The sequence below is a fragment of the Rhodococcus sp. OK519 genome (assembly GCF_003051005.1).
Lineage (GTDB): Bacteria > Actinomycetota > Actinomycetes > Mycobacteriales > Mycobacteriaceae > Prescottella.
Genome location: NZ_QAOW01000003.1, coordinates 42,402 through 54,272, shown reverse-complemented (window position 1 = coordinate 54,272; position 11,871 = coordinate 42,402). Strand labels below are relative to the sequence as shown.

At 68.2% G+C, this 11,871-nt stretch carries 11 protein-coding genes and 1 pseudogene; 6 read left to right on the top strand and 6 right to left on the bottom strand.

Features of this window, described 5'->3' with window-relative positions:
* Window positions 1-22: 22 nt before the first annotated feature.
* The 6 genes and pseudogenes from pdxH (at window position 23) to C8K36_RS25150 (ending at window position 4,983) form a co-directional block, all read left to right on the top strand.
* The gene (gene pdxH / locus C8K36_RS10245) at window positions 23-673 is read left to right on the top strand and encodes a pyridoxamine 5'-phosphate oxidase (protein WP_107984394.1); all 651 of its coding nucleotides are present in this window, start codon (window positions 23-25) and stop codon (window positions 671-673) included.
* A complete protein-coding gene (locus tag C8K36_RS10240; RefSeq protein ID WP_107984393.1) occupies window positions 673-1,953 on the top strand; it encodes an MFS transporter in 1,281 nt (426 codons plus the stop codon). Before pdxH ends, C8K36_RS10240 begins: the two co-directional genes overlap by 1 nt.
* Window positions 1,946-2,866 carry a carbohydrate kinase family protein gene (locus tag C8K36_RS10235; protein WP_107984392.1) on the top strand — a complete coding sequence of 307 codons (921 nt, stop codon included), beginning with the start codon at window positions 1,946-1,948 and terminating at the stop codon, window positions 2,864-2,866. Before C8K36_RS10240 ends, C8K36_RS10235 begins: the two co-directional genes overlap by 8 nt.
* Before the next feature lie 57 nt (window positions 2,867-2,923).
* Window positions 2,924-4,222 carry a citrate synthase gene (locus C8K36_RS10230; protein ID WP_107984391.1) on the top strand — a complete coding sequence of 433 codons (1,299 nt, stop codon included), beginning with the start codon at window positions 2,924-2,926 and terminating at the stop codon, window positions 4,220-4,222.
* A 35-nt stretch (window positions 4,223-4,257) separates the two neighbouring features.
* Window positions 4,258-4,608, top strand: a pseudogene (locus C8K36_RS25155) (FKBP-type peptidyl-prolyl cis-trans isomerase); the annotation flags it as partial.
* A gap of 9 nt (window positions 4,609-4,617) precedes the next feature.
* Complete coding sequence (locus tag C8K36_RS25150; protein ID WP_301331710.1) at window positions 4,618-4,983, top strand: FKBP-type peptidyl-prolyl cis-trans isomerase; 366 nt, start codon at window positions 4,618-4,620, stop codon at window positions 4,981-4,983.
* A 71-nt stretch (window positions 4,984-5,054) separates the two neighbouring features.
* Here the strand turns inward: C8K36_RS25150 and C8K36_RS10220 are convergent, their stop codons facing one another.
* The 6 genes from C8K36_RS10220 to C8K36_RS10195 form a co-directional block, all read right to left on the bottom strand.
* On the bottom strand, window positions 5,055-5,513 hold the full coding sequence (locus tag C8K36_RS10220; RefSeq protein ID WP_107984389.1) for a nitroreductase/quinone reductase family protein: 459 nt from the start codon (window positions 5,511-5,513) through the stop codon (window positions 5,055-5,057).
* Window positions 5,514-5,651: 138 nt separating this feature from the next.
* Complete coding sequence (locus C8K36_RS10215) at window positions 5,652-6,734, bottom strand: alpha/beta hydrolase (protein ID WP_107984388.1); 1,083 nt, start codon at window positions 6,732-6,734, stop codon at window positions 5,652-5,654.
* Between the two features lie 154 nt (window positions 6,735-6,888).
* A complete protein-coding gene (locus C8K36_RS10210; RefSeq protein WP_107984387.1) occupies window positions 6,889-9,279 on the bottom strand; it encodes a lysylphosphatidylglycerol synthase transmembrane domain-containing protein in 2,391 nt (796 codons plus the stop codon).
* Window positions 9,269-10,576, bottom strand: a complete 1,308-nt coding sequence (locus C8K36_RS10205; protein ID WP_107984386.1) for a sensor histidine kinase — start codon at window positions 10,574-10,576, stop codon at window positions 9,269-9,271. Before C8K36_RS10205 ends, C8K36_RS10210 begins: the two co-directional genes overlap by 11 nt.
* On the bottom strand, window positions 10,573-11,313 hold the full coding sequence (locus C8K36_RS10200; RefSeq protein ID WP_107984385.1) for a response regulator transcription factor: 741 nt from the start codon (window positions 11,311-11,313) through the stop codon (window positions 10,573-10,575). Before C8K36_RS10200 ends, C8K36_RS10205 begins: the two co-directional genes overlap by 4 nt.
* Entirely contained in the window at window positions 11,310-11,780 is a 471-nt protein-coding gene (locus C8K36_RS10195; protein WP_107984384.1) for a MarR family winged helix-turn-helix transcriptional regulator, read from the bottom strand. The genes C8K36_RS10200 and C8K36_RS10195 overlap by 4 nt, the downstream gene beginning before the upstream one ends.
* Window positions 11,781-11,871: the final 91 nt, after the last annotated feature.

Below are 11,871 nucleotides of genomic sequence, written 5' to 3'. Positions count from 1 at the left end.
CCGGAAGTCCGACCTCTCCGCGATGCGAGTGAGCTACGGCGAGGTCGGGCCACAGCGGCCCGTCGTCGAACCCGATCTGGAACCGTCGTGGCTCGACGACGGATGGGCGGCGCTGGCGCGCCGGTGGGTGGAGCAGGCCGTCGAGGCCGGGCTCCCCGAACCGAACGCGATGGTGCTCGGCACCGTGGACTCGGACGGGCACCCGTGCACCCGGACCGTGCTGTGCAAGGGATTCGACGCCGACGGCGTGCAGTTCTACACCAACTACGAGTCCGACAAAGGCCGTCAGCTGACCGCGACGCCGTACGCGTCGGTGACGTTCACGTGGATCCCGTTGGCACACCAGCTCACCGTGCGCGGGCCCGTCGAAAGAACCAGCGCGAATACGACATCCGAATACTGGAACAGCCGTCCGCGTGGGTCCCGTCTCGGCGCGTGGGCATCGAATCAGTCGCGCCCGATCGCCTCGCGCGCCGACCTCGAGGCCCAACTCGTGGACGCTGGTCAGCGTTTCAGCGTCGACGGCGACATTCCGGTGCCACCGCACTGGGGCGGTTTCCGGATCCGACCCGAGTCGGTCGAGTTCTGGCAGGGCCGGCCCAACCGCATGCACAACCGCGTCCGCGCCCGACTCGTCGACGGCGCGTGGACCGTCGAGCGCCTGCAGCCTTGATGAGGGGACTGCTCGCCGACGTCACACCGCTCCGCAACCGCGACTATCGAAGGCTGTGGACGAGCGGCATCGTCACCGTCATCGGGGGACAGCTCACCGTCGTCGCGGTGCCGCTGCAGATCTTCGCGATCACCCAGAACTCGGCCTACGTCGGTCTCGCGGGCCTGTTCGGGCTGGTGCCGCTGGTCCTGTTCGGGCTGTGGGGCGGCGCGCTCGCCGACGTCATGGACCGGCGCAAACTCATCATCATCACGACGCTCGGCATGATCGGCACGTCGCTGCTGCTGTGGTTGCAGGCCGCCGCGAACGTCGACAACGTGTGGCTGCTGCTGTGCCTGTTCTCGCTGCAACAGGTCTTCTTCGCGGTGAACTCGCCCACCCGCAGCGCGATCATCCCGCGACTGCTGCCGATGAAGGACCTCCCGGCCGCGAACTCGCTCAACATGACGGTGATGCAGTTCGGTGCCATCGCCGGGCCGCTGCTCGCGGGCGTCCTCATCCCTGTAGCCGGGCTGTCGATGGTGTATCTGCTCGACTCGATCGCGCTGCTCGCGACGCTGTGGGCGGTGATCAAACTGCCCGCGCTGCCACCGACAGGTCCCGCCCGCCGTGCCGGACTGCGGGTCGTGGGGGAGGGTTTCGCGTACCTCGCCACGCAGAAGGTGCTGCTCGCGTCGTTCGTCGTCGACATCGTCGCGATGGTGTTCGGCATGCCGCGGGCCCTGTTCCCGCAGATCGCGCACGAATCGTTCGGCGACCCGCTCGAGGGCGGTGTCGCCCTCGGTCTGCTGTTCGCCGCGATGTCGGCGGGCGCAGTCCTCGGCGGAGTGTTCTCCGGTTGGCTGCCGCGAATCCGATTCCAGGGCAGGGCTGTCGTGATCTGCATCGTCTTGTGGGGTCTGGCGATGGTCGGGTTCGGCGTGGTCATCGGCGTCGCGAACCCCGACAGTCCGGCGATCCTGCTGTGGCTCGCCCTTGCGTTCCTCGCGTTCGGCGGCGCCGTCGACATGATCTCCGCCGCGCTGCGCAGCACGATGCTGCAGCAGGTGGCCACCGACGACATGCGCGGACGGCTACAGGGCGTCTTCACCGTCGTCGTGGCCGGCGGTCCGCGCATCGGCGACGTCCTGCATGGGGCCGCGGCCTTCGCGTTCGGCACGGCGGTCGCATCCGCGGGCGGTGGCGTATTGGTTGTGATCGGTGTCGTCCTATGCGTTCTCGCCTTCCCGGCTTTCGTCCGGTATCGCGTCAGCCGGACCGGGGAGCCCGAACATGTCTGATCCGCGAATCCTGGTGTGCGGCGAGGCCCTCGTCGACCTCGTCCCCGCGGGCGACGAGTCGTTCGATGCGCGCCTCGGCGGCGGACCGTTCAACGTTGCGGTGGCGCTCGGACGTCTCGGGAGCCCCGTCGGTTTCTGTTCCCGTATCTCGACCGACCAGTTCGGTGAACGGTTGATCGCGGCCCTGGCCGGGTCGAATGTGGATACCCGGCTGGTGCAGCGCGGACCCGAACCCACCACCTTGGCCGTCGCCGGACTCGACCCCCACGGCGCTGCGCAGTACGCGTTCTACTCAGACGGCACCGCCGACAGGCTCGTCACCGATCCTGGTGGTCTCCCGGACTCGGTGACGGCGGTGTCGTTCGGCACGCTGTCACTCGTGTTCGAACCCGGCGCGAGCGTGTACAGCGACCTGATGCGCCGCAGCCACGACGAGGGACGCCTGACGGTCCTCGACCCCAACATCCGCCCAGCCGTCTTCCCTGACGACTACCGCCGCCGATTCTCCGACCTGTTGCCGTCCGTCGATGTCCTGAAGGTCTCCGACGACGACGTCCAGTGGTTGGGACGAGGCGCCGACGGGTCGACGCCCGAGCACTGGCTCGAGCGCGGAACCACCGCCGTCGTGACAACGCACGGCGCCGACGGGTTGAGCGTGCGAACCCGCAGCCTGCTCGTGCGCGTTCGGGGCGTCCAGGTACCGGTGGTGGACACCATCGGTGCAGGTGACACGGTACAAGCGGCGCTTCTGCACTGGCTCGACCGTCACGGATTGCTCCATCCGAATTCGGTTGCGGGGCTCGGCAGGGGACAATGGTCCGAGGCCTTGGATTTTGCGGCTCGTGCGGCGGCGATCACCGTTTCGCGGCCCGGGGCGGACCCTCCGTGGGCATCGGAGCTTACGGGCGGCTAGTTTCTACTTGAATGTTACGAAGTTACTCACTGGTCTGAGTTTGAGAGGGATCCTTCCGTGCCCGCTGAGAATGACAACAAACCCACACTCAGCTACCCCGGTGGCGAGCACACAATGTCCATCGCCAAGGCGACTGAAGGCAATGACGGCATCGAGCTGGGCAAGCTCCTTGCCAACACGGGTTACACGACGCTCGACCCGGGCTTCGTGAACACCGCGTCCACCAGTTCCGCTATTACCTACATCGACGGTGAACAGGGCATTCTGCGCTACCGCGGATACCCGATCGAGGAGCTCGCGGAGCGCTCGACGTTCATCGAGGTCAGCTACCTGCTGATCTACGGGGAGCTGCCCACCGACATCCAGCTCGAGGCGTTCACGGACAAGATCCGTCGACACACGCTGCTGCACGAGGACCTCAAGCGGTTCTTCGACGGGTTCCCGCGCAACGCGCACCCGATGCCGGTGCTGTCGAGTGCAGTCAACGCGCTGTCCGCGTACTACCAGGACTCGCTCGACCCCGATGACCCGGAGCAGGTCGAGCTGTCGACGACCCGACTGCTGGCGAAGATGCCGACCATCGCGGCCTACGCCTACAAGAAGTCCGTCGGCCAGCCGTTCCTGTACCCGGACAACTCGCTGAGCCTCGTCGAGAACTTCCTCCGGATGACTTTCGGCTTCCCGGCCGAGCCGTACGAGGTCGATCCCGAGGTTGCCAAGGCCCTCGACATGCTGCTGATCCTGCACGCCGACCACGAGCAGAACTGCTCGACGTCGACGGTGCGCATGGTCGGCTCGTCGGATGCCAACCTGTTCACCTCGGTCTCGGCCGGCATCAACGCGCTCTGGGGCCCGCTGCACGGCGGCGCCAACCAGGCCGTGCTCGAGATGCTCGACGAGATCAAGGCCGGCGGCGGCGACGTCAAGGAGTTCGTCCGTAAGGTCAAGAACAAGGAAGACGGCGTGAAGCTCATGGGCTTCGGGCACCGCGTCTACCGCAACTACGACCCGCGCGCCGCGATCGCCAAGAAGGCTGCGGACACCATCCTGGCGAAGCTCGGCGGCGACGACGAGCTGCTCCAGATCGCGAAGGCGCTCGAGGAGGCCGCGCTCACCGATGACTACTTCATCGAGCGCAAGCTGTACCCGAACGTCGACTTCTACACCGGCCTGATCTACCGCGCGATGGGCTTCCCGACGCGGATGTTCACGGTGCTGTTCGCGATGGGCCGGCTGCCCGGCTGGATCGCGCACTGGCGTGAGATGCACGAGGATCCGGCCACCAAGATCGGCCGCCCGCGTCAGATCTACACCGGCTACACCCAGCGCGGCTACGTGGACCTCTCCGCACGCTGACCGTTCTGCCCGACTACTACTGATCGGACAAAGACATGAGCACCAAGCCCGAGATCGAGTTCCAGGAGGGCCCCGCGCCCACCGAGCTCGTCGTCAAGGACATCGTTGTCGGTGACGGCACCGAGGCCACCCCCGGCGCCAAGGTCGAGGTCCACTACGTGGGCGTCGAGTTCGACTCCGGCGAAGAGTTCGACTCCTCGTGGGGCCGTGGCGAGTCCATCACCTTCCCGCTGCAGGGCCTCATCGCCGGCTGGCAGGAGGGCATCCCGGGCATGAAGGTGGGCGGCCGGCGTCAGCTGACCATTCCGCCGGAGCTTGCGTACGGTCCGGCCGGTAGCGGGCACCAGCTGTCGGGCAAGACCCTCGTGTTCGTCATCGACCTGCTCGACGTCGTCGTGCCGCCGAAGCCGCCGGTCATCGAGCCTTCCGAGGGCCCGGCCCCGGCAGAACTGGTGATCGAGGACATCACGGTCGGCGACGGCGCGGAGGCTCAGCCGGGCGGAGTCGTGGACGTGCACTACCACGGTGTCGAGTACGACTCCAACGAGGTGTTCGACTCCTCGTTCCTGCGTGGCGAGTCCGTCGCCTTCCCGCTCAACCGGCTGATCCCGGGCTGGCAGGAAGGCATCCCCGGCATGAAGGTCGGCGGACGCCGCAAGCTCACGGTCCCGCCGGAGCTCGCGTACGGTCCGGCTGGTGGCGGTCATCAGCTGTCGGGCAAGACGCTGGTGTTCATCATCGACCTGCTGGGCACCCAGTAGTCCCTGGAACAACATGACTCAGGCCCCGCACCGTTCCGGTGCGGGGCCTGAGTCGTCTCTACGGGGTGGTGTCAGGACCGACGCGTCAGCTCGATGATCGGCAGGAGCCGGTCGGTCTTCTGTTCGTACTTCAGGAACTGCGGCGCCGCCGCCGTGATCGCCGCCCAGGCGTCGTCGCGTTCGCCGTCGTGGAGTTCGCGTGCCGTCACCGGAATCGATTCGCCGCCCACCTCGATCGCCACCTTGTCCGGGTGGGCGGCCAGATTGAGGTACCAGGCCGGATTGGAGCGGGCCCCGGCCGCGGAAGCCACGATGACCCAGCTGCCGTCGGGGCCCTGGAACCAGCCGACCGGCGTGGAGCGTGATTCCCCGCTCTTCCGGCCGACGGTGGTGAGGACGAGCGTGTCCATGCCCATGAACTTGCCGCCCTTACGGCGGATACGGTTCATGGCTACCTTGTTCACCCATCGCACCATGCGCCCGTGCGGGGGTTTTCCGCCACGGGTTCCCGTGGGATGGCTGAAGGTCATGACCGCATCTCCTCGTGCCGGTTCGGTCCGGGACACGACCAGTATGAGCCGGGAGAGCGGTGTCGCGGGACGAGAAAGGGCGCCCCGACCGAAGTCGGAGCGCCCTCTGCTCAGAGTGGTGTTGCTGGTGCCGAACGACTACCGCGGGGTCCCCATGGCGTCGGCCAGCATCGGCCACGAGTTGTTCAGATCGTCACGCCAGTAGCCCCACGAGTGGGTGCCGGCCGGCTTGAAGTCGAAGAACGCCTGCTGGCCCATGCCGTTGGCGTTGACCGCGTTGAACAGACGGTGGGTGCACTCGTTGGTCGCAGCCTCGATGATGCCGCCGACGATGATCTGGTTGGCCAGCGTCGAGACGTTACCGTTGATGCCCTGGCTGTCGAGCGTGTCGTGCGGGCCCGGGAGACCGGACGCGTTCGAGACCCACAGACGCGGGCCACCCTTGAGCTTGCCGATGTTGATGATCGGGTCGTGGGCAATCCAGTCCGGGCTACCGACGGGGCCCCACATGTTGGTGGCCTCGGCGCTGCCGCGGGCGGCGATCACGATCTGGATGTACGTCTGGCCGACCGGGGTGGCGGTGTCCGCGCAGCCGCTGTAGGCGCCGACGGCCTTGTAGAGCTGCGGATCCTTCAGCGCGAGGTTGAACACCGAGGTGCCCGACGTCGAGATGCCGGCGAGGGTGTTGACCTTGGTGGTGTTGAGCGCGGAGTCGATGACCGGCGGCAGTTCCTTCGTCAGGAACGTCTCCCACTTGTTGACGCCGTGGAGCGCCTCGTCCGGCTGCTGCCAGTCGGTGTAGTAGGTGAACGCACCCTGCATCGGGGTGACGACGTTGACGTGCTTGCCCTGGAAGAACGTGCCGATGTCGGCCTGCTTCTGCCACGACGCGGAGTCCTCGCCGCCACCGGCACCGTTGAGCAGGTACAGGGTGGGAGCCGGCCTGTTGGTATCCGACGGGCGGATGACGTCGAGCGGGATGTCGCGACCCATCGATTCGGACCGCACGGTGAGACGCAGCTTGTTGGTGCCGACCTGCGTCGAGGAGACGAGCTTGGTGCCACCGTTCGACTGCGAGGAAGCCTGCACCTTCGCGGCGTCGCTGCCGGGCGCCGCCGCGCCGGCCGTTCCGGCCCCGATGAAGATGGGCAGCGCGACGACAGCCGCCGTCGTGGCGCCGATCAACGCTTTGAGTCGGCGGGACTTCTGGGTTACGCGCATGCTTTCTCCGCTTCGGTGGTCGGCCGGGGAGCAATGATCAGCCCCGCGGTACTTGAACGTGTGTATATCACTTTCGCTATCGGGACTACGTCTCGATTTGCTACTGGTTACCGGAAAATTCTTCCGGCGTTCCAGAATTATCGGTCACAAACCGTCAGACCATGTCGTTTTTCTGCAACCAGCGCAAAGTCGGCCAGCCGCAGAACACCGGCAGCCAGCAGGTCAGAACGCGGTACAGCAGCACTGACGGTACAGCGATGCCGACGGGTAGCCCGAAGGCGGTCAGGCCACCGATCAGAGCGGCCTCGACGGCACCCACACCGCCGGGCGTCGGGGCCGCCGACGCGAGGGTCCCTCCGATCATCGTCACGATCGTCACCGTCACGAACGTGGTCCCGCCGCCGAACGCCTCGACACTCGCCCACAGCGCCAGTGCCGCGCCGAGCGTCGTGCCGGCGCTTCCGAGGACGATGAGCAGGAATCGGCCCGGATTGCGGGCCAACTGGGCGAGCGAGCCGAGCACCTCGGTCAGCTGCGGCCGGACCTCGTTGCGCAGCCAGCGCCGCGCCTTGGGGATGAACATGAAGGTGCCGATCGCGCCCAACGCGACACCCGCGATCAGATAGAGCGTGGTGCTCTTCGGCACGAAATGCGACAGGTCGGCACTGCGTCCGGCGGTGACGCTGAAGAAGATGAGCAGCGCGACGTGGGTGACCACCTGCACCGTCTGCTGCAGCGCCACCGCGGCCGTCGCGCGGACCGTGCCGAGACCGCCCTTCTGCAGAAACCGCACGCTCAGGGCGAGGCCACCGACACCGGCGGGTGTGGTGGTGGCGGCGAACGTGTTGGCGACCTGCATGATCAGCAGGTTCCGGTACCGCACCAGTTCGGACGCGCAGGCCCACAGTGCGGCCGCGGCCCCCACATAGGTGAGAGCAGAGACGACCAGACCGGCCAGCGCCCACCACCAGTTCGCGGTCTTCAGTTCGGTGACGAACGTGGGGACCTGGCTGATGAACGGGTACGCAACGTAGACCAGGCCGATCAGGAGCACCAGCTGGATGATCTGGTTCCGGGTGAAGCGGGTGACCTGTTCGGGTGCGATCTTCTCGATGTCGGTCTGGTTGCTCACCTCGTCGCGGATCGACCCGAGCAACGCCGTCGAATTCGGGATCGGCTTGCGCAGCCGCGACGGCATCGCCGACTTCGTGAGACGGCCCGACGCGGCGAGGATCCGGTCGCTTCCGCGTGCGGAGAGGGCGGCGCGGACCGCCGGTTCCACGCCGAACAGCGACGCGGTGGTCAGCAGTAGCTGTGCGGTATCGGACTGGATCTGCGCCTCGGACGCGCCGAGTTCGGCGTAGGAGAAGCCGTCGAACAGGGCCTGCCCGTCATCGATCCGGATCTCCGACGCGCGCAGATCGCCGTGGGTGATCTGACGGCTGTGCAGTTCGCCGAGTGAGTCCCACAGCATCTCGAGCAGGGTGTCGCGAGGCCGGGCGTTGTCGGTGCGGAGGGTGACGATGGGGGCGCCGTGGGAGAGCGGGCGGGCGTACAGCTCCCACCCGCGGTCCAGCGCGGTCACGGCCATCGGCTTGGACGCGGCGAGTCCCAGATCGGCCACCGCGATGCCCATGAGCGCGCGGTGTTCGACGGAGCGCGCGAGTGAGGCATGCGCCGGTGTGCTCTCGCCGCTGCGCAGTGTCAGCCACTTCGATACCTGCCGGATCGCGCCCCGGCTGCGCTGATTCTGTCCGTACAGCTCGACGATCATCTCCGGCTCGCCGTCGCGGGATGCGCCGAGGACCAGTGGACCGCTGCCCGCCGGGGTGATGACCCGGAAGGCCGTGATCCGGTGGCCCAGACGGTGCAGCGCCTCGACCGCGGACTCGAGCGGCACCTCCAGCGCCGGGGTGCCCACCAGCAGGACGATGACCGTGCCGACCAGGTATCCGACGGCCAGGCCCAGCATCGAACGGGCAGGCACGATCGAGCTGACCACCAGGTGGATCGGCGCGAACAGCAGCAGCAGCGCCCACCACAGGCGCCGCCAGCGCTTCGACAGCCACGGCCCGGACACCGTCAGAACGGCAGCGAGCATCGCGATCCATCGGGGATCGTCGAGAAACTGCGACAGGAACGTGTTGAGGCGGTCGGAGACGTCGAGGTGCCAGCGCGGGGCCGCCAGCCCGGACCCGGTGAAGGACAGCGCGATTCCCGCGATGAGCCCCGCCGCGGCGTAACCGGCGAGCAGTTTCCAGCGTCGGCCGACGATGAGCTGGATCAGGATCGCGAACGGCAGCGCGAAGATCGCGATGCCGTACAGCAGGTAGACCGTGTCCGACACCTCGGGCGACAGGATGCCGACGATGTCGGACACCGATGTCTCGAGGGCGTCCCACTCGCTACGGGTGATCACCGACCCGGCGATGACCGCGCCGAGGAAGATCAGGGCGAAGACGACCCGCAGGATGTCACTGGTTCGCCGGGCCAGCGGCTGCAACAGGCTGCCGCTGACCGGGATCTCGCGTCCGTCAACCTTCAAGGGTCACCACCAGTCGGGCGCCGCCGAGGGCGCTGTCCTCGATGAGGGCCGCGCCCCCGTGCAGTCCGGCCTGCTGCGCCACGAGCGCCAGCCCCAGCCCGGAGCCGCCCTTGGCGGCGCCGCTGCCGCGCCGGAAGCGCTCGAACACCGCCGACCTCTCCTCGGCGGGAATGCCGGCCCCGTCGTCGTCGACGGCGATGGTGACGGCACCGTCGTCGCCCGTGCGCGCACCGATGGACACGTGCCGGGCGCCGCCGTGCCGGACGGCGTTGGTGATCGCGTTGTCGATCGCGAGACGCAGCCCCACCGGCAGACCACGGACCACCAGTCCTGGGGGTGCGTCGACGGTGACGGTGACACCCGGGTACTGGCGTTGTGCGTCCTCGGCGGCGCGGTCACACAGTTCGGTGAGATCGAGGTCGATGTGGTCGTTCTCGCTCGACAGCTCACCCGACGCGAGTCGCTCCAGCGCGGTGAGGGTGGCCTCGAGCCGGCCCTGGGTGCGCGCGAGGTCGCCGAGGATCTCGGCGCGCTGGTCGTCGGACAGGTCGAGGGTCGTGAGGACCTCGAGGTCGGTGCGCATCGCGGTGAGCGGCGTCCGCAGTTCGTGCGCGGACGCGGCCGCGAAGTCGCGGGCGGTGTCGAGGGCGGCCGTGGTGCGGTCCTGGGCGTCGGAAACGTCCTGCAGCATCGCGCCGACCGCGGCGGCGAGTTCGTCGGCCTCCCGGACACCGGACGCGGCCGGCGCGAGGTCGCGGTCACGGCGGCCGACGCGCTGCGTGAGGTCGACGAGCGGGCGGACCGCGCGTCCGCCGAAGAGCCAGCCGAGGCCGGTCGCGGCGAGGATCGCGAGGACGCCGACCAGAGCGACCTGTTGCTGCTGCTCGGTCGTGGGGTCCTTCGCCTCGGCGAGGGGCACGGCCACGGACAGCAGTGCCGTCGAGTCGGGGCCGAGCGAGGCCGTGAACGTACGGAACTGGGTGTCGCCGAGGTCGACGGTCTGCGAGCCGGGGGCGAGCGCGGGCAGTCGGCTGGACGTGCTCGAGATGACCTTGTCGCCGGCGCGGATGGTGACCGCGAACGCGCCGCCGTCGCCGAGCACGTTGAGGAACGGTGCCGCGGCCGGCGCGTTGACGACCAGGACGCGAGACGCCGTCTCGAGTCGGCGGTCGAGTTGCAGGAGATTGTTGCGGGCGATCGCGAGGGCCAGGTACACGCCGACGGCGGCGACGACGATGGTCGCCCCCAGCGCGGTGGCCGCGGCGACGCGCGCCCGCAGCGACTGTGGCCGCATCATGTCTGTTCTCGCAGAACGAAGCCCACACCGCGCACGGTGTGCACGAGTCGCGGCGTACCGTCGGCCTCGAACTTGCGGCGCAGATAGCCGACGAACACGTCCACGACGTTGGTGTCGGCGACGAAGTCGTAGCCCCACACCAGATCGAGCAGTCGTTCCCGGCTCAGCACCACGCCGGCGTTGCGGGTGAGCACCTCGACGAGTTCGAATTCCCTTTTGGTGAGCGGGATCTCGGTTTCACGCAGCCAGACTCGGCGCCCGGAGACATCCACGGACAGCGGGCCGACGACGACCGGCGTTCCGGTGACACCGACGGCCGCGACAACCGCGCGGCGGCGCAGCATCGCGCGGATCCGGGCGACGAGTTCGGCAAGGACGAAGGGCTTGACGAGGTAGTCGTCGGCGCCGGACTCGAGTCCGGCGATCCGGTCGTCGACCGAACTGCGGGCGCTGAGGACGCAGATCGGCACGTCGTTGCCCGCCGCGCGCAGGGCCGTGACCACACCGGTGCCGTCGAGCACGGGCATGTTCATGTCGAGGACGACGGCGTCGGGTGAGGCGTCCGAAACCACCCGCAATGCGATCGACCCGTCGGACGCGGTGAGGACGGTGAAGCCGGACAGGCGCAGTCCCCGTTCGAGCGAGGCGAGCACATCCGGGTCGTCGTCCACGACCAGTACGGTTGCGGTTGTGGTCACCTGAGCATTGTGCCCGGCGATCGACGCGGTTCCGCTCATCTTCGTTCCCCGTCCGTCCCGGGAGCCGAGTGTTCGAAGTTCGCGATCAAGCAATCCGCGACCCTGACGAAGGCGGCGACGTCGTCCGGGGCGACGCCGTCGAACAGGCGTCGAGCGGTGTTCTCCCCGAGTTCGCGCACCCGGTCGGCGTCGTGGTGGCCGCGTTCGGTGAGGGCGACGATGTGGGCGCGCCGGTCGGTGGGGTGCGGGTCCCGGCGCAGGTGACCGGACGTCTCGAGCGCGTCGACCAGTGCCGTCACCTGCCGCGTGCTGCAGCGCAGGGCGGCCGCGAGATCGCGTTGCGTCATCGGCGGATTCTCGAGCACACACAGCAGTGCCCGGGTCCGCGCCATCGTCAGCCCGAAGATTTTGGTGTCCGACTGCAGAGACGTCGACAGATGCTCGGCCAACGCGTAGGCGCGGCCCAGCGCGTCGCCGGCGTCGTAGTTGTCGGGGTGGTCTGGCACGGCGGTGATGCTAATTCATTGTGAATGCTGTTCACTAAACCGCGTCAGCCCACCGGCCGGGCGGCACCGCCGACGTCGGCGCGGGCGAGCG